General features: G+C 50.9%; 17 protein-coding genes and 3 pseudogenes. 4 read left to right on the top strand and 16 right to left on the bottom strand.

What is annotated here, in order from left to right; genetic code table 11:
* Positions 1-58 precede the first annotated feature (58 nt).
* Both PSPTO_RS26960 and PSPTO_RS26955 read left to right on the top strand, forming a co-directional pair.
* Positions 59-1,009 (top strand): sigma 54-interacting transcriptional regulator, encoded by a 951-nt coding sequence (locus PSPTO_RS26960; RefSeq protein WP_005765610.1) that lies wholly within the window; start codon positions 59-61, stop codon positions 1,007-1,009.
* A gap of 170 nt (positions 1,010-1,179) precedes the next feature.
* A complete protein-coding gene (locus tag PSPTO_RS26955; RefSeq protein ID WP_011105375.1) occupies positions 1,180-1,962 on the top strand; it encodes a MetQ/NlpA family ABC transporter substrate-binding protein in 783 nt (260 codons plus the stop codon).
* Positions 1,963-2,046: 84 nt separating this feature from the next.
* On the opposite strand, the gene PSPTO_RS26950 is transcribed toward PSPTO_RS26955, so the two are convergent.
* The 3 genes from PSPTO_RS26950 to PSPTO_RS26935 all read right to left on the bottom strand — a co-directional run bounded on the left by PSPTO_RS26950 (position 2,047) and on the right by PSPTO_RS26935 (position 4,786).
* Complete coding sequence (locus PSPTO_RS26950) at positions 2,047-3,600, bottom strand: IS66-like element ISPsy5 family transposase (RefSeq protein ID WP_003409202.1); 1,554 nt, start codon at positions 3,598-3,600, stop codon at positions 2,047-2,049.
* 17 nt (positions 3,601-3,617) lie between these two features.
* Positions 3,618-3,977 (bottom strand): IS66 family insertion sequence element accessory protein TnpB, encoded by a 360-nt coding sequence (tnpB, locus tag PSPTO_RS26945; RefSeq protein WP_003409203.1) that lies wholly within the window; start codon positions 3,975-3,977, stop codon positions 3,618-3,620.
* 413 nt (positions 3,978-4,390) lie between these two features.
* Entirely contained in the window at positions 4,391-4,786 is a 396-nt protein-coding gene (locus tag PSPTO_RS26935; protein WP_164923176.1) for a hypothetical protein, read from the bottom strand.
* A gap of 512 nt (positions 4,787-5,298) precedes the next feature.
* On the opposite strand from PSPTO_RS26935, the gene tnpB (PSPTO_RS26930) reads away from it, so the two are divergent.
* Positions 5,299-5,658, top strand: a complete 360-nt coding sequence (gene tnpB / locus PSPTO_RS26930) for an IS66 family insertion sequence element accessory protein TnpB (RefSeq protein WP_003409203.1) — start codon at positions 5,299-5,301, stop codon at positions 5,656-5,658.
* Between the two features lie 17 nt (positions 5,659-5,675).
* On the top strand, positions 5,676-7,229 hold the full coding sequence (locus PSPTO_RS26925; protein ID WP_003409202.1) for an IS66-like element ISPsy5 family transposase: 1,554 nt from the start codon (positions 5,676-5,678) through the stop codon (positions 7,227-7,229).
* 46 nt (positions 7,230-7,275) lie between these two features.
* On the opposite strand, the pseudogene PSPTO_RS30535 reads toward PSPTO_RS26925, so the two are convergent.
* The 13 genes and pseudogenes from PSPTO_RS30535 to PSPTO_RS26870 all read right to left on the bottom strand — a co-directional run.
* A pseudogene (locus PSPTO_RS30535) lies at positions 7,276-7,485 on the bottom strand (hypothetical protein); the annotation flags it as partial.
* Between the two features lie 167 nt (positions 7,486-7,652).
* Positions 7,653-8,048: a lysozyme inhibitor LprI family protein gene (locus tag PSPTO_RS26920; RefSeq protein ID WP_011105374.1), complete on the bottom strand. Its 396-nt coding sequence runs from the start codon at positions 8,046-8,048 to the stop codon at positions 7,653-7,655.
* Between the two features lie 9 nt (positions 8,049-8,057).
* Positions 8,058-9,101: a calcium sensor EFh gene (locus PSPTO_RS26915; protein WP_226992666.1), complete on the bottom strand. Its 1,044-nt coding sequence runs from the start codon at positions 9,099-9,101 to the stop codon at positions 8,058-8,060.
* Between the two features lie 160 nt (positions 9,102-9,261).
* Positions 9,262-10,098, bottom strand: a complete 837-nt coding sequence (locus tag PSPTO_RS26910; RefSeq protein WP_159229481.1) for a tetratricopeptide repeat protein — start codon at positions 10,096-10,098, stop codon at positions 9,262-9,264.
* 2 nt (positions 10,099-10,100) lie between these two features.
* Positions 10,101-11,108 carry a hypothetical protein gene (locus tag PSPTO_RS26905; RefSeq protein ID WP_226992709.1) on the bottom strand — a complete coding sequence of 336 codons (1,008 nt, stop codon included), beginning with the start codon at positions 11,106-11,108 and terminating at the stop codon, positions 10,101-10,103.
* Positions 11,109-11,240: 132 nt separating this feature from the next.
* Positions 11,241-11,434 (bottom strand): annotated as a pseudogene (locus PSPTO_RS26900) (hypothetical protein); the annotation flags it as partial.
* Positions 11,435-11,610: 176 nt separating this feature from the next.
* Positions 11,611-12,006: a lysozyme inhibitor LprI family protein gene (locus tag PSPTO_RS26895; protein ID WP_011105370.1), complete on the bottom strand. Its 396-nt coding sequence runs from the start codon at positions 12,004-12,006 to the stop codon at positions 11,611-11,613.
* Between the two features lie 9 nt (positions 12,007-12,015).
* Positions 12,016-13,011 (bottom strand): calcium sensor EFh, encoded by a 996-nt coding sequence (locus PSPTO_RS26890; protein WP_226992665.1) that lies wholly within the window; start codon positions 13,009-13,011, stop codon positions 12,016-12,018.
* A 288-nt stretch (positions 13,012-13,299) separates the two neighbouring features.
* Positions 13,300-13,803, bottom strand: a complete 504-nt coding sequence (locus tag PSPTO_RS26885) for a hypothetical protein (RefSeq protein ID WP_052746262.1) — start codon at positions 13,801-13,803, stop codon at positions 13,300-13,302.
* The gene (locus PSPTO_RS26880) at positions 13,800-15,566 is read right to left on the bottom strand and encodes a chitinase (RefSeq protein ID WP_226992664.1); all 1,767 of its coding nucleotides are present in this window, start codon (positions 15,564-15,566) and stop codon (positions 13,800-13,802) included. The genes PSPTO_RS26885 and PSPTO_RS26880 overlap by 4 nt, the downstream gene beginning before the upstream one ends.
* 254 nt (positions 15,567-15,820) lie before the next feature.
* Complete coding sequence (locus PSPTO_RS30430; protein WP_011105366.1) at positions 15,821-16,900, bottom strand: hypothetical protein; 1,080 nt, start codon at positions 16,898-16,900, stop codon at positions 15,821-15,823.
* Positions 16,897-17,895 (bottom strand): sel1 repeat family protein, encoded by a 999-nt coding sequence (locus PSPTO_RS26875; protein ID WP_011105365.1) that lies wholly within the window; start codon positions 17,893-17,895, stop codon positions 16,897-16,899. Before PSPTO_RS26875 ends, PSPTO_RS30430 begins: the two co-directional genes overlap by 4 nt.
* A 194-nt stretch (positions 17,896-18,089) precedes the next feature.
* A pseudogene (locus PSPTO_RS26870) lies at positions 18,090-18,986 on the bottom strand (DUF6861 domain-containing protein); the annotation flags it as partial.
* Between the last annotated feature and the right edge of the window lie 128 nt (positions 18,987-19,114).

Below are 19,114 nucleotides of genomic sequence, written 5' to 3'. Positions count from 1 at the left end.
GCCGGGCCCTGTCTTTTTAACGCTTGAGCCGTCGCAAGGGCTCAGGCGGGAGTGTGTCATGAGCCTTCACGAAAATTTCGGCCAGCCGCTGCTGACCTTTCCCGATGCGGAAAAAAGCCCACTCAGCATTCGCGCCAAGGCGCTGGTGTTCATCGACCCACGCTCCCGCCGCTTGCGTGAGGAAATGGAGCAACTGGCCCCACGTGAGCTGCCGGTGCTGATCCGCGGTGAATCAGGGACCGGCAAGGAGCTGCTGGCACGGCACATTCATCGCGGCAGTGATCGCTCCGGCCTGTTCGTTTCGGTGAACTGCGGCGCCATCAGCCCGACCTACGCCGATGCCGAGCTGTTCGGTTACGCCGCCGGGGCGCACAGCGGCTCGGTCAGCAGCCGCGCAGGCTGGTTCGGTTCTGCCAATGGTGGCACTTTGTATCTGGACGAGATCGGCGACTTGCCGTTGCCGATTCAGGTCAAGCTGCTCGCCGCGCTGGAAAATCACGAAGTCACCCGAGTCGGCGCGCACCAGCCCAGCCCGGTCGATGTGCGCCTGGTCGCGGCCACCAGCATCGATCTGGCGCAGGCGGTAGCCGCCGGAAAATTCCACGAGCGGCTCTATCATTACCTCAGCGAAGGGAAGCTCGACCTGCCCGCATTGCGCGAACAGCCGGGCAATATCCTGCCATTGGCCGAATATTTTGTCGGCATCTACAGTCAGCGCCTGAGCCTGCCCGTGCAGTTGATCAGCGAAGACGCGCAACGCACGCTGGAAGCCCATAGCTGGCCCGGCAACACTCGCGAACTGGAGAACGTCATTCACTTTGCATTGCTGGTCAGCAGCGGCGACGAGATTCGGGCTGAAGACATCAACCTGCCCGACATCGCCACCCCGCTGACGCTGATCGAGCGCCAGGCAAAGCTGTTGGTCAGCAGCGGAGATCGCGAGCAGCTTTCTGCGCTGCGGCAATTGCTGGAGTCGGTGACGTCGCAGCTTGAGCAGAGCCCTGCGTGAGGGCGTTAGACAAAAAGATATAAGCACTCGACTAAAAAGTCTTTCATCGGAATATAAAATCTCGGTAATGTCAGCGTGATGTCGCAGTGATCGGATCGCGCGACGGCAAACCATTGAATAATAAGGCGTCGTTTTTGGATGACGCTCTCGGATTTCGCTAAGGACATTGCATGAAAAAGACGTTTTTGATCACCGCTCTGGCGGCTGCGCTTTCGATTGGCCTGGCTCACGCAGGCGAAAAACTGGTCGTCGGCGCAACGCCCGTACCGCACGCGGAAATCCTTGAGCTGATCAAGCCGACCCTGGCCAAAGAAGGCGTGGACCTGGAAATCAAGGTCTTCACTGACTACGTACAGCCCAACGTTCAACTGAACGAAAAGCGTCTGGACGCCAACTACTTCCAGACCAAGCCTTACCTGGACGGCTTCAACAAAGGCAAGGGCGCCAATCTGGTGACCGGCGTTGGCGTACACGTCGAACCGTTCGGTGGCTACTCCAACAAGTACAAGAAACTGGCTGACCTGCCTGAAGGCGCAACCATCGCCATCCCGAACGAAGGCAGCAACGCCGGTCGTGCCCTGCTCCTGTTGCAGAAAGGTGGCCTGATCACCCTGAAGGACCCGACCAACGCCCTGGCCACGCCTAAAGACATCGCGACCAACCCGAAAAAACTCAAGTTCCGCGAACTGGAATCGGCTGTATTGCCGCGCGCCTTGAGCCAGGTTGACCTTGCCTTGATCAACACCAACTACGCGCTGGAAGCCAAGCTCAATCCGAAGAAGGATGCGCTGATCATTGAGGGCGCTGATTCGCCGTACGTGAACTTCCTCGTCACCCGCGAAGATAACGCCCACACCGACGCCATCGAAAAACTGTCGAAAGCGCTGACCAGCCAGCAAGTCAAAGACTTCATCAACAAGAAGTACGACGGCGCGGTACTGCCTGCGTTCTGACCCACTGATTATCGTTCCCGCGCTGAGGAACGATAATCTGTAAGCGATCCACCAACCACACCTACCATCAGATGCGGCTTCCGTTTATCTTGGCATTTCCGGTGAGCAGTTCCACGGCAGCAACGCCTCATAGTCGGCCACCGACTGCGCAAGTGGCAACCTCTCCAGTACGTGGCGCAGCCACGTATAGGGCTCCTGGCCGTTGACCTTGGCGGTCTCGACCAAGCTATAGATCTGTGCACTGGCGGTGGCGCCTTTAGGCGTGTCGCTGAACAGCCAGGCTTTGCGCCCAATAACAAACGGCTTTATTGCGCGCTCTGCCGGGTTGTTGTCGATCGGTAAAAAGCCGGCTTCCACGTAACGCTTCAGCCGACTCCAGTTATTCGCCAGATAACCAACTGCCTTGCCCAGCACGCTTTGCGGCGTCACGTGGGACTGAGTTTTATCCAGCCAGCTTTTCAACTGAGCCAAGATTGGCAGGCTTTTCTCCTGCCGACCGGTAAAGCGCTGTTCGTCGCTGCCGTCTTTCAATTCGCGCTCGATACCGTACAGCTTATTGATCATCGTCAGCGCGATATCGGCACGCCCGGTCTTGCCCTTAGGTTGCACTTTTTGTGCTTCGACAAATTTGCGCCGCGCATGGGCCATACACGCCAAGCGCTCCACGCCCGGTTGTAACGCCAGCGCGTTATAGCCCGCGTAATCATCAGTCATCACATAGCCGCGATAACTTTCCAGCAGCCGTAACGGTACGTCCTGCGCGCGGCTGGAAGTGTAGTCGAACAATACGACTTTATGATCTGGAGGCCCGCTGGCCTGTACCCACATCCAGGATTGGCTGGTCGGGTCTCGATCTGGTTCTTTCAGTACCTGAACGCGGGTTTCGTCACAGTGGATGACCGGGCTTTCCAGCAATCGATCACGCATCAGATTTAACAGCGGCTGCAAATGTTCGCCGCACTGGATAATCCAGCGGGCCAACGTTTGACGCGGGATTTCTATGCCATGTCGGCTTAGCACCGTTTCAAAACGATGCAGCGGCAAGCCGTCGACATACTTGGTGGTCAGCAGCATGGCCAACACGCTGGGGCTGGCCATGCTCTTTTCAATCAACTGCGCAGGCTTGCCGGCTGTGACCGGTGCCGACTCACAGCCACGACAGCCGTAGACTTTGCGGATGTGTTTGATCACCCGAATCTGCATCGGCACGATATCCAGTTGCTCGCTGGTTTCCTCGCTGACGACATGCTTGCGGCAACCGCAGGCACAGGTCAGTTCGTGTTCGGGCAGCTCGTGGATGACTTCAATGCGCGGCAGATCAGCCGACAGTGGCTTGCGCTTGCCACGGCGTGGCGCAGGAGCAACTACTTCCTCATCAGCATCGCCGACCGGGAGCATAGGCTCGCTTTCAGGTTCATTGAACAAGGCAAGTTGAGGGGTATTAGGCTCGACGGTTTGTTCGGACTTTCGACCAAAAATACGGTCACGCAGCAGCTTGATCTGCTCTTTGAGATCAACGATGTGAGTGGCGTAGGCGTCTTTAACTTCCTGTTCGCGCGAGCGTGCTTCGTAGCTCTCAAGCAGCATCTGTTTGAGCAATACGGGATCGTCAGGAAGGTTGTCGGGCAATGGTCGCATGCCCTGGATTATACCCGTCAGGCAACAAACCTTGGAGTCAAAATCTTATGAGGACGGTTGCGCCACAGATCAAATCCATCCAGCAGCCAATTCAATTCCTGAACCGTCAGCACAATGGCTTCGTCGACATCATCTGGCGAGATTTTGAAACGCTCGGACTCGAGACGCTTGAGCCAAAGGCAGAAGCCGTTACGCTCCCAATACAAAATCTTCACTCGATTCCGGGATTTGTTGAGAAAGACAAAGAGCACCGGATCAAAGACCGCCACTTTAATATCCAACTCGACCAAAGCAGCTAAGCCATCGATGGATTTTCTGAAATCCACGGGTTTGGGATAGAGGTAGACTTTCTCGACTTTGGCGTCGGGTCGCATCATGGTGCTGGCTCCTGAAAGAAAACGGGAGCACAGCATCAGGCGTCAGCCAGTGGCTTGAAATGTGGGGTTCGTGGATCGGATACGATAATCTCAACTATCGTGCGCCGCTCCGCGTCGCATGCCGTTCTGGACGCTCCGCGTCCGATCTTGAATGTGCGGCGCGGCAGAGATTTGCGACGCAGGAGCGTCACGCAAGGCATTCCGACGCTGGAGCGTGCGGAACGATAGGTGCCTGGCTCAACATCAGCGCGGGCGGATCGCCCCAACCGCCCCACAGTTCCCCGCCATAAAAAAGCGCAAGTTCTGAGCGCTCAGACTAAATTGCGCCGCTCCCCCGGAAGCGGCAGCACAAAGATACTTTTCAACGTTGCAGTAAAACTCTTTTGTGAGTCGGTGTTGCTGAGGATCTAATGTTATTTCTCGGTTTCTAAACATTTTAGGTCTTTGATGGTAGCCCCTTCAACTGGAATAATACAGGCTCTGCGCTGCTCGCCCGTTGGCGTCAGCGGCGTGAAACTAAGCACTAAATGAAGACCATCATTTTTAACAGAGATCTGCTCAAATCCAGCATCGGCAAAGTCAGAACCAAAAGACTTGCCCTCAAAGCTGCAGAAATTCGAAACAGACAAAACTTTCCAATTATTTTCAGGGCTCACCACCTGTACTTCCAAGCAGCTATTATTGAAGGTTTTCACATATCGAACTACGTTAGTGCCGACACGACCGACACCCACCTCTGAAACCGCCCCCAAGTCTGCTGCTACTGCAGAGGCACCGCCTACAGAAAGCACACCAAATATGAAATACATATTAAACATCTTCGTGCATCACCTAAAATAATCAACACGCTTATTGAATCGATCTTCAGGAACGTTAAGCCATTTTGTTCTATCACTTATTAAAGCAGAGAAGGCCGACAGATTATTACTCGTCATATGCCTCTGAATAAGAGCCCTGGAACTCCCGGTATAATCCCCTCGATAGATCAAGTCTATAGCCATGTCTTGAATCTTGGGGGCAGTCACATCCCAACCCAAAGACCTATACAAATTAACAGCATCAGGCTTGTCTGAAATTTGTATGATTTCACTTTTCATGAACTCACACACAGGTATCGCAAAACGCCAAAGAAAATTCATCCGGCGCGTTCTCCAAATCATTATTAATAAAAACCACTTTTTTACTCGGAAAACACGAAAAAAAATTTCGGCTCAACTTTCTCAGGCGGTGCATTCACCGTATCCGATCCACGAACCCCACATTTCAAGCCACTGGCTGACGCCTGATGCTGTGCTCCCGTTTTCTTTCAGGAGCCAGCACCATGATGCGACCCGACGCCAAAGTCGAGAAAGTCTACCTCTATCCCAAACCCGTGGATTTCAGAAAATCCATCGATGGCTTAGCTGCTTTGGTCGAGTTGGATATTAAAGTGGCGGTCTTTGATCCGGTGCTCTTTGTCTTTCTCAACAAATCCCGGAATCGAGTGAAGATTTTGTATTGGGAGCGTAACGGCTTCTGCCTTTGGCTCAAGCGTCTCGAGTCCGAGCGTTTCAAAATCTCGCCAGATGATGTCGACGAAGCCATTGTGCTGACGGTTCAGGAATTGAATTGGCTGCTGGATGGATTTGATCTGTGGCGCAACCGTCCTCATAAGATTTTGACTCCAAGGTTTGTTGCCTGACGGGTATAATCCAGGGCATGCGACCATTGCCCGACAACCTTCCTGACGATCCCGTATTGCTCAAACAGATGCTGCTTGAGAGCTACGAAGCACGCTCGCGCGAACAGGAAGTTAAAGACGCCTACGCCACTCACATCGTTGATCTCAAAGAGCAGATCAAGCTGCTGCGTGACCGTATTTTTGGTCGAAAGTCCGAACAAACCGTCGAGCCTAATACCCCTCAACTTGCCTTGTTCAATGAACCTGAAAGCGAGCCTATGCTCCCGGTCGGCGATGCTGATGAGGAAGTAGTTGCTCCTGCGCCACGCCGTGGCAAGCGCAAGCCACTGTCGGCTGATCTGCCGCGCATTGAAGTCATCCACGAGCTGCCCGAACACGAACTGACCTGTGCCTGCGGTTGCCGCAAGCATGTCGTCAGCGAGGAAACCAGCGAGCAACTGGATATCGTGCCGATGCAGATTCGGGTGATCAAACACATCCGCAAAGTCTACGGCTGTCGTGGCTGTGAGTCGGCACCGGTCACAGCCGGCAAGCCTGCGCAGTTGATTGAAAAGAGCATGGCCAGCCCCAGCGTGTTGGCCATGCTGCTGACCACCAAGTATGTCGACGGCTTGCCGCTGCATCGTTTTGAAACGGTGCTAAGCCGACATGGCATAGAAATCCCGCGTCAAACGTTGGCCCGCTGGATTATCCAGTGCGGCGAACATTTGCAGCCGCTGTTAAATCTGATGCGTGATCGATTGCTGGAAAGCCCGGTCATCCACTGTGACGAAACCCGCGTTCAGGTACTGAAAGAACCAGATCGAGACCCGACCAGCCAATCCTGGATGTGGGTACAGGCCAGCGGGCCTCCAGATCATAAAGTCGTATTGTTCGACTACACTTCCAGCCGCGCGCAGGACGTACCGTTACGGCTGCTGGAAAGTTATCGCGGCTATGTGATGACTGATGATTACGCGGGCTATAACGCGCTGGCGTTACAACCGGGCGTGGAGCGCTTGGCGTGTATGGCCCATGCGCGGCGCAAATTTGTCGAAGCACAAAAAGTGCAACCTAAGGGCAAGACCGGGCGTGCCGATATCGCGCTGACGATGATCAATAAGCTGTACGGTATCGAGCGCGAATTGAAAGACGGCAGCGACGAACAGCGCTTTACCGGTCGGCAGGAGAAAAGCCTGCCAATCTTGGCTCAGTTGAAAAGCTGGCTGGATAAAACTCAGTCCCACGTGACGCCGCAAAGCGTGCTGGGCAAGGCAGTTGGTTATCTGGCGAATAACTGGAGTCGGCTGAAGCGTTACGTGGAAGCCGGCTTTTTACCGATCGACAACAACCCGGCAGAGCGCGCAATAAAGCCGTTTGTTATTGGGCGCAAAGCCTGGCTGTTCAGCGACACGCCTAAAGGCGCCACCGCCAGTGCACAGATCTATAGCTTGGTCGAGACCGCCAAGGTCAACGGCCAGGAGCCCTATACGTGGCTGCGCCACGTACTGGAGAGGTTGCCACTTGCGCAGTCGGTGGCCGACTATGAGGCGTTGCTGCCGTGGAACTGCTCACCGGAAATGCCAAGATAAACGGAAGCCGCATCTGATGGTAGGTGTGGTTGGTGGATCGCTTACCATTCACCAACGCCAAATCCTCAACCCCCCCCGCTTTGTCCTTATCCACCGCCGGCAACGGCGGCTTGATGCAGATTCCGCCCATCTTCACGGTGAGCTCCACGCCCGCCTCGATGACGATCTTTTCGCCGGCCTTCAGGTGGATCTCGGTGCCTGCGCTGGTCAGTTGCGCGCCAACAAAATTACGCCTTGGCTCTCCAATGAAGGTCAAGCTCTTGGCCACCCGAAGACAGCGTCCCTAATGTTTTTGTGAAGGCCGGCTAGCTGGTTAGCCGACCCAAGAATAGCCTTCTATCTTCAAACCCACTTCACTCTTGCAAACGTCTAAATTTATGTCGCAGCAATGAAGACGGGGATACTTCCAATCTAAAATCCGCCTTAAATATCGGGCAATAATTTATCCAAATAAGCCGCACGTTCCAGGCTCATCCCCGCAACACAATTATTAATTGTTGTCAGGTAAGCAGCCTGCCCAACTTCTATTTCAAACGCTTCAAGTGGGCAATTCGTATCACGTAACCTTAGCCATGCGCGCTGCGAATCTTTTAGTTTCGCTTTGAATTCATCGCCAAGTCTAGCATCTGACCTATATTGACCTTGAGCTCTGGCTATTAATTTTTTATAACTGCCGTTTAGGCGGGCATCTGCGGTATTTTTTTCTGCCTTTGCACACTCGTCAACTTCTTGGCTCGTACCGCTATTGATGCACTCAGCGTGCGCTGGCAGAAAATAGAGCGAGGCTAAAACTAAAACAAATCTAAAATTTATTTTCACATCAGATTCCTAACGATTTTTTTTGAGATATGCAGCACGTTTCCGCCCGGGTTCATACTGACTGATCGCCGGGGTGTTTTCTATATAACGTATCAATTCATCCACGTCATCTTTCATTCCCGCCCTCATTGGGTTTTCTCCTTTAGTAAACCCTTGATACACAAAATCAACTAAAATATCCTGAATGATAGGCCTTAATGCCGCCCACTCTAAATGTCCAGGAAGAGTCGAAGTCCAACGATTATAGTTAGCGATCGCTTTGGAAACATAATCCGGATAAATTAAGGCAAAAAACGCTTTCTGTTGCTCTAGTGTTATATTTCCAATATCAATTTTATTCTGAACAACGAAATTGTTGGCGGCGGCACCTTTCAGGTTGCGGGCCTTAGATATCTTAGTTGCCTGTCCTGGCTCAACCCCAGCTGCAATCATGTGATTGTATATCTCTGTTTCAGACCTAAACCCCATGTCATAGCCACGCCCTAGCGTAACACCAGACAAATCGTTGCCAGGCCAATGAATGCAACGACTGAAATATGGTGATCCTGGTATATCATTACCTTCAGCGTCATAAGTGATCTGCCCACTATTCGCAACAGTTTTTGTTAGAAAACCGCCTATCATTCCAATCGGGTGAAAATGCCAAACGGCATCCGCACTAATCAACGCCTTACCTGTCAATTTCTCCCAAAAAACATATTTGTTAATTCGCTCTTTCTCGTGCTTAAGCGTCTTAGGAGATGTCTCAAGCAGCTTATCCAACCTACTCCACTTGGCCGCGTCTGCCTTGTACTTCCACTCTGTTGGGTGATGAGCTATCAGCTTTGCCCACTGATCCCTGGTGTCGGTATTTTTTAACGCTTCCGCGAGTTCGCCGGGAGAAACATCCCCATCATGGTTCGCATCTACTTTCGCAAACAACTCCTTGAAAAAAGTAGGCATGTCTTCCGGATCAAGGAAGCCGTCTGCTGTCGCGTTGCTTTCCTCGACGATCTGGAACCCCACTTTCTCCCAATCGTGCTGTGTGATGATGACAGCACTCGCTTTCTTCACCAATCCTGTTACAGACTGTCCGTCCTATGTCACGCTGACTCCATACCAGTCTTCAGCCCCCTCTTTGATGACCGCAGCTTTACTCACAAACTGACCTTTCCCGCAGCGCCTTTAAAGCCGCCGAATCAAAACTGGCCTAAGGTGTTGACAGCACTCCATGCTACTTTGTGCGTTCAGCGACTCGCGAAGGAACCTTATTGCTTTTCCCGCTAGCATTCATAGAATCAGCGTATTTCTTGTAGTATTTGACAGCCTCAGAAGTTTTTCCAGTATTCCAGAGCGAGTCAGCGATATTTAAAAACAACACTGTACGTTCGCCAATAGACTCAACTCTTCGATACATTCTAAGTGCGCCGCTATCATCACCCCCTTGAGACAAATAAAACCCCAAGTCATTTAGCGCCTGTACATTTTCAACGCCTGGATAACAACTCGCATATGATTCAATACCCATGAACATTTGCTCTTTTATAGCGTCGGCCCTTAAGGTTGAACCGCGTACAGTCGAAATCGACTCGATCAATTTTTGAGGATTTATTGTTTCTAGCTTTGGCTTAACAATTTCCCCTCCGTCTGCCGACCAAATAGAACCCTTCCAACTTCCAGAACAAACCTCGGCAGACCTTGAGAGCAACACACAACCGCTATTCATTTCAACCATGTCACAATAGTTTTTTTCAGTTTCCGTTACCTGCTCCGAATCGTAGAGTTTACCAAATATAGTTCTTTGAACTAGAGCATATCTCCCATCAGAAGACATGCTATCAGAATTTACCCCTAATCCTATCGAAGAGTCAGGGGCATTATTATATAAAGAAAAATTCAAATTCTCTTTTTTAAAATCTACTATTTTCCAAACGGCAGACTTTTCATCCCACGAGGAAAAATTTAACCTGGAATCGCCAGCCCCATTCAAAATCAGATCAGCAGCCTGGCAATTGGCGGCTATCAAAAACCAGCAAACAGCACCAGCAACTAAAAATCTCAAATTCGACATACTTATAACTCCGCCTTCAAGTGATTGTATCGAAGCAATGCATTGGTCATTCTTCTTCGAGCGCCATACAGGTCTAAAACTTTTCGCTCATTAACGTTATATGCTGAGCCCCATGTATCAACATTCCGGCTGACTGTTGGATTTTGAGCAAAAAAAGTGTCAAGAGCAGATCCCAAATCATCCTTCACATACCCGGGTCGATTTATATCGTGGTCCAAAACCACAGCTTTTCCGAGAGAGGTCTTGAAAAATCCCCCAGCAGTAAAGTTATAGCCTGTGGGCTTCTTCGTTAAAGAACTACGCAACCTTTCTATAAAATCCATTATTTGTATCTGGATATATAGCGGACTTGCGATAGCGCAGGCCATCACTGAAACAGGCTGACAGTCAACCACCTTCCCAAATGTCGATTCACTGCAACCAATTTTTAAATTATCCTTCAGCGCCTTTCCTTCCAGCTTTGCGCCACTAGCTCGAGCCGGCCCTTGATAATACATTTTCGCCGAATCACCTGTCTCATCCAACTTCCAGCCTTGAGAATCAAAGTATTCGATGTACGCCTCGGGATGCTGATTTTTGAACTTCTTAACTTGTAGTGGCAGCTCACCGCCACCGGACAAATTAATTGTTTTCTGCATCGCGCCGGCAGTAATTATTTCGCTATCATAACTTTGTACTCCGTTAATTTTTGCCTCGTTTCCAGACATTACAACAATAATTTTTTTCTCCTCTTCCGTTATTTTCCCTTCTGAGACCAGGTCATCCCACTGAGGTGCACTCCCAAGCTCTTTATCACCCGTATGCAATGGGCCATAGTGCGTCTTACTGGAAGAAACCCAGCGAGTAGCCTTAACTATGGCGTTGCAAGCGCAGACTTTTTTAGCGCTAAATGTTGAAATGAATTCTACCGGATGAAAATGCCATATTAAACTTGAGGTCATCTTAGCTTTCCCTGACAACTCATCCCAAAATACATATTTATCAATGCGTTCTTTCTCATGCTTCAACATCTTCGGAGACGGTTTCAGCAGTTTATCCAACTTGCTCCACTTGGCAGAGTCTGCCTTATCCTTCCACTCCGTAGGGTGATGTCGCGGGTGCTTTTTGCTTGAGTACAGCCCCGCTTGTAAGGTGCAGGTATTGGTTCCGGTTCCGGCGGAGCCTCCAGCGTTGGCCTTCACGATCCGCCCGCGTCGAGCTTGATGAAGCTCCCGCCCGCCTTCACGGCGAGCTCCACGCCCGCCTCGATGACGATCTTTTCGCCGGCCTTCAGGTGGATCTCGGTGCCTGCGCTGGTCAGTTGCGCGCCAACCAAATTACGCCTTGGCTCTCCAATGAAGGTCAAGCTCTTGGCCACCTGAAGACAGCGTCCCTAATGTTTTTGTGAAGGCCGGCTAGCTGGTTCGCCGACCCAAGAATAGCCCTCTATCTTCAAACCCACTTCACTCTTGCAAACGTCTAAATTTATGTCGCAGCAATGAAGACGGGGATACTTCCAATCTAAAATCCGCCTTAAATATCGTGCAATAATTTATCCAAATAAGCCGCACGTTCCAGGCTCATCCCCGCAACACAGTTATTAATTGTTGTCAGGTAAGCAGCCTGCCCAACTTCTATTTCAAACGCTTCAAGTGGGCAATTCGTATCACGCAACCTTAGCCATGCGCGCTGCGAATCTTTTAGTTTCGCTTTGAATTCATCGCCAAGTCTAGCATCTGACCTATATTGACCTTGAGCTCTGGCTATTATTTTTTTATAACTGCCGTTTAGGCGGGCATCTGCGGTATTTTTTTCTGCCTTTGCACACTCGTCAACTTCTTGGCTCGTATCGCTATTGATGCACTCAGCGTGCGCTGGCAGAAAATAGAGCGAGGCTAAAACTAAAACAAATCTAAAATTTATTTTCACATCAGATTCCTAACGATTTTTTTTGAGATATGCAGCACGTTTCCGCCCGGGTTCATACTGACTGATCGCCGGGGTGTTTTCTATATAACGTATCAATTCATCCACGTCATCTTTCATTCCCGCCCTCATTGGGTTTTCTCCTTTAGTAAACCCTTGATACACAAAATCAACTAAAATATCCTGAATGATAGGCCTTAATGCCGCCCACTCTAAATGTGCAGGAAGAGTCGAAGTCCAACGATTATAGTTAGCGATCGCTTTGGAAACATAATCCGGATAAATTAAGGCAAAAAGCGCTTTCTGTTGCTCTAGTGTTATATTTCCAATATCAGTTTTATTCTGAACGACGAAATTGTTGGCGGCGGCACCTTTCAGGTTGCGGGCCTTAGATATCTTAGTTGCCTGTCCTGGCTCAACCCCAGCTGCAATCATGTGATTGTATATCTCTGTTTCAGATCTAAACCCCATGTCATAGCCACGCCCTAGCGTAACACCAGACAAATCGTTGCCAGGCCAATGAATGCAACGACTGAAATATGGTGATCCTGGTATATCATTACCTTCGGCGTCATAAGTGATCTGCCCACTATTCGCAACAGTTTTTGTTAGAAAACCGCCTATCATTCCAATCGGGTGAAAATGCCAAACGGCATCAGCACTAATCAACGCCTTACCCGTCAATTCCTCCCAAAAAACATATTTGCTAATGCACTCTTTCTCGTGCTTAAGCGTCTTGGGCGATGTCTCAAGCAGCTTATCCAGCCGGCTCCACTTGGTTGCGTCTGCCTTGTACTTCCACTCGGTTGGGTGATGAGCGATCAGCTTTGCCCACTGATCCCTGGTGTCGGTATTTTTTAACGCTTCCGCGAGTTCGCCGGGAGAAACATCCCCATCATGGTTCGTATCTACTTTCGCAAACAACTCCTTGAAAAAAGGAGGCATGTCTTCCAGATCCAGGAAGCCGTCTGCTGTCGCGTTGCTTTCCTCGACGATCTGGAACCCCAATTTCTCCTAATCGTGCTGAGTGATGATGACAGCACTCGCTTTCTTCACCAACCCTGTTACAGAATGCCCGTCCTCTGTCACGCTGACTTCATACCAGTCTTCAGCACCCTCTTTGATGACCGCAGCTTTACTCAGGTCAACCGCGTGCTGTTTCTTGACTGAAGTGGCCTCCGTTGCAGGGGCTTTTTTCTTGAGCGCAGTCCCTACCGCTAGATGAAGGTGCTGCTTCCCTTTCTTCAAACCAGCCGTATTTTTGAGAAAGTCTCTGGAGTGATCTACTTCGATAGATCACTTAAAATCCTCATCACTTTTAGGTACTGTTTCAATACCTTCTCTTGCCTCTCGGCTTATTACTTTATTGCCACCTTTCTCACATATTCTTCGCAAAACCATCTTTCCGTTTTTCAGCACAGTCAGATTGCTCATTGACATTTGAGAAACAAGGTACGTGTAGCTTCCATTTTTAAATTTTATAATATCTTTATTTACACTCCCTTCGGAAGCATTCACCACAAAAAATCTCTTCATAGGTGGGATCTTTTTCTGTGGAAACATCATTTCGATATTGTTTGGCTTCCCGTACCTATATTGAACATATCCGGAACTGGGATCACTATTGCCAGACGCACATATCGAAACTATTTTTTCGTCAGAAAAAGGACAGCTAAAATAGATTTTTTCGTCAACGCCACATAGCGTTTTCTCTATTTCTTCGTCATATGCTTGCACCCAAGGTATGCAAAGCATAGAACAAAAAAAACAGGTAATAGCGTTAAATTTAGACCTAGTCATAGAATGATCTCATTAAATAGTCCCTGCTGCCAAATTTTCTTGAAATTGCTTATTCGTGCTGGCCTGCTATCGGTATTATAATTTACCACATCGGTTATTGACTGAACTGTTGAGTCATTAGCTCCGTTATCAGCCCTTCGATAAAGCTCATTATCTATCCAGAAAAATGCAGCGGAGCGTACCGCGTATTTCATCTGAACCAACAGTTCAGGATTTATCTCAAAGTCATGAAGCTCACTTGGCCACTCAACTGAATTGGTCGAGCACCACTTTGTAAAGTTTCTGTAATGAGCCCTACCAGTGAGCTGTTTGAGCCCTCTACCTCGGAATTTCCAACCATCTCCGCTTGCGTAGTCCCCATTCCCCAGTTCTGCACGCCCACCATAAGCACCATTAGCAACGGCTTCATAATCTGCCTGATTTACTCGTGTTCCATCGGCTTTTATTGGTTTGGTTGTATCGTAACCATGTGCACGTGCTGCAGCAGGATTATTACGAAAATATGAGAAAGACCCAATGAGGGATGACGCTTTCCAGAGAAATCCTTCTTCGACGCTGAGAGCGGCACCTGTCTCCTGCATGACCTGCGCGAAGAAATGGCTCCTTCTTAGCGGGGTATCCAGTCGGAAGAAATCGATATGAGCATTTAACTCATCTATGATTTCCTGCAGATCTGATTGCCTAGAAGGCTCTATCAATGGATAGATTTTTTGCATCATTTCGAGCGTGAATACAAAACCAGCTTTTGCCCTTATATTCTTTAAGAACTCAACTGGATGAAAATGCCAAACGGCATCAGTACTAATCAATGCCTTACCTGTCAACTCCTCCCAAAAAACATATTTGTTAATTCGCTCTTTCTCGTGCTTAAGCGTCTTGGGCGATGTCTCAAGCAGCTTATCCAGCCTGCTCCACTTGGCTGCGTCTGCCTTGTACTTCCACTCGGTTGGGTGATGAGCGATCAGCTTTGCCCACTGATCCCTGGTGTCGATATTTTTTAACGCTTCCGCGAGTTCGCCGGGAGAAACATCCCCATCATGGTTCGTATCTACTTTCGCAAACAACTCTTTGAAAAAAGGAGGCATGTCTTCCGGGTCCAGGAAGCCATCGGCTGCTGCGTTGTTCTCCTCCACGATCTGAAAGCCCAATTTCTCCCAATCGTGCTGTGTGATGACTGGCGCAGTGGCTTTTTTTATCAAGCCGGCTACAGGCTGATCGTCCTCGATCACGCTGACCTCATACCAGTCATCTAAGCCTTCTTTGACAACCGTGGCTTTAGCCAAGTCAACCGCATGGTCTTGCTTGAGTGCTGTGGTGCCTGTAGCGGGCGCTTTTTGCTTGAGTACAGCCCCGCTTGCAAGGTGCAGGTATTGCTTCCCAATCTTCAAACCCGCGGTGTTCTTGAGGAAGTCTTTAACCTCAGCATCGGCTGTGAAGATTTCGACGTGAACCTGGTATTTGCTGCTGACGCCGCCATTTTCACCGGTGAGATTTTCGGTTTGTCCAAGATAGCCAATTGGATCGCCCGCCTTCACTCCGGTGCTCGTCATAACGACCGTATCAAAACTGGTCGGCGTTACCGAGTCCCACTTCAATACTTTATTAGCAGGGTCATTTTCAACACATGCCCAAAAGCTGGGGGGAACCGCACCATGACCCCGCAGGCCGCCACTCAGCATTGTGCACTTGGCCATCCGCTGCAGCTTGCCATCCAGCGCCAGGTTGACGACTTCCGAAGAGTTAAACTCGATGACGCTGTTCATGACCAGCTCCAGAGTCCCCTTCCGGGCGCCTGCAGGCTGGCCATTTGTAGGGCTGGCAGGATCATCGTACAGCGGCAACTTATTCACGACTGAGGCTTTGACCTTACCTTGCCAGTAATTGGGTCTTGCTCGCTCAGGCACATCGTCAGCGAGCCAGATGCGCTTAGGGACTGAGTTTTTGTAGGGTTCGCCGTTTTTCAAATAAGCGAACCAGACCTCCGCCCCCTCGACCCGTTTTTTGGTTGCCCCCTGCTTCACGCTGCCAGATAGAATCTTACCCTTGGCATAAGTAAGTTCGCCATTCTCGGCGGTCTCGATGATTCTAACTTGGTGCCGATTGCCAGTTGTCCGCAGGACGCAGTGGTCACTCCGGGTGCTGGAGCGGTGTCGTAAGCCCTGAAATCTCCAACCTTCATGGTCACCTTGGGTTTAGGCGTTTCTGCAGGTGATAAGGGGTAACGCGCAAACGGCAACAGATGCATATACAAGCTGTAAAACGTCAGCTTGTTCTGCTTGCATTTATTAGCTCCCTCCTCGGGATTAGGCGCTGATTTGTACTCGTGACGCACCAGGCAAAAGGAGCTGGAGTATTTGAGTTTTTTCTCGTTATCACCAAACGTGGATTCCAGATAATCCTTATTCAGACGATAAGCCACAACCTCGCCGTCGGCCATACAGCGTACGGGCTCATTCAACACACATTGCGGGGCGCTCTTGTCGCTTATGTGGATACCACCGTGCCAAAATTTGTTATTGCCCAGCAGGTAGTGGCCGGATGTCTCTCCTTCCAACGCCTTATAGACTTCTTCTGCATCGATGAACTGCTTCCCGTCAGCCTTACGGAACGGATATTGGAAATTCATCAAGGGTGCTGGCCCGGCAGGCGCCGGAGCAGGTGCCGGTTGCGCTCCGCTTCGATACTGGGCTTTAGGCCTCAGATATTTGTCGGGCATCGGCCAGTAAGCGCCAGCGCCGAATTTTGCGGACTTTGGTCCCGTAGAGGTTTGCGATCCAAAGAATTCACCCTTGGTGCGGGTTGCTTCCATTTTTTCGACCACACCGGTATGCCCCCTTGTCGTCCACAGGGCAATATCACCCTCCTGGACATCATTCAGAGCAATGAAATCGTAGTGGGTGGTGTCTGACGCTAACTCCCTCGTGGTTTTGTAAGGGATGGTATAGCCCGCGCCAGTGAGCATTTTGGTCAGGAGATGCGAGCAGTCTATCTCTTTGCGACCGTTACCATCGGCATCGCTGTTACCAGTGCTGCCATAACCATACTCATACCCCGTGTGAGGGTAGTTAGCGCGCTGTTCGAGTAATCCAGTGCTCATAAAAAGCGTCCTGCTTTAAGACAGTGAGAGTCGTTGTCTACGGTAATACCCTTCTTGCGAAGCCGTTCCACGTTTGAGGACGCTGCTTCGTGCCCTCCTTTTTCGGCTTCCTTATAGCAGGCCATCGCTCTGGGTAGGTCGTTCGGGACAATGGCGCCGACTTCGTAAGCACTTCCCAACTGGATCAGCGCTGAAGGAGCACCTGAGCGTGCCGCCGTTACAAGAGCATCCAGCGATTTCTCGGGGTTCAAACACGCTCGCGCCTCCTCGCTGTCACCCTCGTTACAGTAAAAGTCGGCCAAAGCCACTCCTGCCTCAGGAACGCTCTTGGAGGCATAGATAAGCAGTCCAAGAATCTTCTTGTTTTCGAGACGGGGTGCCTGGCCAGACAAGCTGATTGCCGCCGCAGCAAAAGCGGCCTCTGCAGAACCTTGCTCAGCACCGTCCAGATAGCTGTCCAGTGCCGATAGGTAGAGTTGAACTGATGACTGAGACTGAGTCTCCATGCCCAACTGATTAAACAACTCCCCACGTTTAAAGGCTCTTGCAGCCAGCGATAATTTACCGCTTGGGTCTTGAGCATCAAGTACTTTTTCGAGCGACCAGTCTTCAATACGGCTTAACGTCCAGCAATCGCCCTGCTTGAAGGTCAGTATCGTCAACACCTTACCTTTGTTATCGCGTATGTAGACTTGATTCGGCAATTGAACCGTCGCGCTCAGGCCAGGCTTTTGAACGTTTTCGGCAGCCAGTAGTGACAGGGTCGAAGCATCAACAGCTTGCAACGATCTCGGCACCACCTGATAAGCTGATCCTTTCGGCTGGACCGTCTGCTGGACTACCGGGGATGCAGTGAAGGCTCGCTGCACTTGCGGGTTCGTAGAGAATTCCTTGAAAAACCCGGCAAGGTCATGAGTCGGGCATTGCGCAGCAAAGGCGCCTGAACTTGCCCATAAAGCAAGCAAAACCAACCATTTTGAACCGGACTTTCGCATATAATCCTTCCTTCTCACTACTGGCTCCGTCACACCCTAAGAAATATGAAATCTTTAGTTCGATTCTCTCAAACAGCGGCATTCCGCGCGGCGATACCGACTTCAGCACCCATTCTCGTATCTCCTTTCCTTTTGCGCTCTTATAGACGATAGATATCGATCCTGCCGATACTACTTCTTGGTTTACATTACCCCACCTTAAAGCATGGCACCTCATGCTCCGCCATACCCAACGGTTTCTTCGGCTCAGGCTCGTCCGCACGTCGATTGGGTGGTGGAGGCGGGGGCGGTGACTCCGGTTTGTCCAGCGCCCCTCTGCGAGGGCCGGCGTTTTGCAGGTCGGGGTGTCTTCTCAGGGCTTCTTCGTGCTGGAGCATCCATTGGCCCAGCTTTGCACCTCTTGAACTGGCCTGCATTTCGCTGGCAAGCACGCTTGCATTGCCTCGGCCGCGCGTCAGGTAGGCGACGATGGCGCCCAGTAGCAGTATCACCATTTCTTCGTGGCCTTGGGCGATGTGATAGGCGGCGCGGTCTACAACCTGGGGATCATCGCCGCCGAAAGGGTTGAGGCCAGGCTCGCCACGGGTGCCTTCCCAGGCGACTTTGATGCCACGCACGTAATGGTCGAAAATCTGCGGAAGGCCGTCGACGAAAAATTCGGCGATGGAGGCCAGGCCGAGAATCGCCAGGATCCAGGTGCTGACTTCCAGGCCGATGGCGGCACCCGCTGCGCCAGAAGGAAGCGCGCCGATCCCAAAGAAACCGAAGCCGATCCCTGCACCTATCGCGCCTCCGACGAGCGTACTGCCGGCGACGATCATGGCCATTTGGCTAACCACGTCTATCAGGTCGTTGATGATGCTGGCGATGTCGATGTCTGCGAAACGCCGCCCAAGTCGGCGGGCCGCTTGCCATTCGGCGCGGATGAATGCGGTTCTGATATTGCTGATACGGCGAAGGTTGAGCTGTAACGTCGAAACAGGCTCGTTGTTGGGGCTGCGCTGGAAGCTGGCGCCAGGCTGGTAGCCCATGCTTTGGCTAAAACGTCGTTCTATATCGAGCCACGTTGGCACAATGCTCCATAACGGCATTCGGCGTCTCCCTGACTGCTCCGGCTGGTAGGGGCACGATAGAGAAGGCCGATAATGAAGTCAAAGCGACCTGAGGTTTTCTGATGGGTCCTACACGTTGAGTCGCAAAGTCCTGCATGCAGCTCTCT

The sequence above is a fragment of the Pseudomonas syringae pv. tomato str. DC3000 genome (genome assembly GCF_000007805.1).
Lineage (GTDB): Bacteria > Pseudomonadota > Gammaproteobacteria > Pseudomonadales > Pseudomonadaceae > Aquipseudomonas > Aquipseudomonas avellanae.
The sequence above is the reverse complement of the archived record's forward strand: the minus strand, read 5'-3'. Positions and strand labels throughout refer to the sequence as shown.

What these genes read in the sequence shown, in the direction of transcription:
- PSPTO_RS26905 (WP_226992709.1), bottom strand. Translation starts at nt 11,108, where the DNA reads ATGTTGAAGCATGAGAAAGAACGCATTGATAAATATGTATTTTGGGAT.
- PSPTO_RS26955 (WP_011105375.1), top strand. Translation starts at nt 1,180, where the DNA reads ATGAAAAAGACGTTTTTGATCACCGCTCTGGCGGCTGCGCTTTCGATT.
- PSPTO_RS26885 (WP_052746262.1), bottom strand. Translation starts at nt 13,803, where the DNA reads ATGACTAGGTCTAAATTTAACGCTATTACCTGTTTTTTTTGTTCTATG.
- PSPTO_RS26960 (WP_005765610.1), top strand. Translation starts at nt 59, where the DNA reads ATGAGCCTTCACGAAAATTTCGGCCAGCCGCTGCTGACCTTTCCCGAT.
- PSPTO_RS30430 (WP_011105366.1), bottom strand. Translation starts at nt 16,900, where the DNA reads ATGAGCACTGGATTACTCGAACAGCGCGCTAACTACCCTCACACGGGG.
- PSPTO_RS26935 (WP_164923176.1), bottom strand. Translation starts at nt 4,786, where the DNA reads ATGTATTTCATATTTGGTGTGCTTTCTGTAGGCGGTGCCTCTGCAGTA.
- PSPTO_RS26880 (WP_226992664.1), bottom strand. Translation starts at nt 15,566, where the DNA reads ATGAACAGCGTCATCGAGTTTAACTCTTCGGAAGTCGTCAACCTGGCG.
- tnpB (WP_003409203.1), bottom strand. Translation starts at nt 3,977, where the DNA reads ATGATGCGACCCGACGCCAAAGTCGAGAAAGTCTACCTCTATCCCAAA.
- tnpB (WP_003409203.1), top strand. Translation starts at nt 5,299, where the DNA reads ATGATGCGACCCGACGCCAAAGTCGAGAAAGTCTACCTCTATCCCAAA.
- PSPTO_RS26875 (WP_011105365.1), bottom strand. Translation starts at nt 17,895, where the DNA reads ATGCGAAAGTCCGGTTCAAAATGGTTGGTTTTGCTTGCTTTATGGGCA.
- PSPTO_RS26950 (WP_003409202.1), bottom strand. Translation starts at nt 3,600, where the DNA reads ATGCGACCATTGCCCGACAACCTTCCTGACGATCCCGTATTGCTCAAA.
- PSPTO_RS26910 (WP_159229481.1), bottom strand. Translation starts at nt 10,098, where the DNA reads ATGTCGAATTTGAGATTTTTAGTTGCTGGTGCTGTTTGCTGGTTTTTG.
- PSPTO_RS26925 (WP_003409202.1), top strand. Translation starts at nt 5,676, where the DNA reads ATGCGACCATTGCCCGACAACCTTCCTGACGATCCCGTATTGCTCAAA.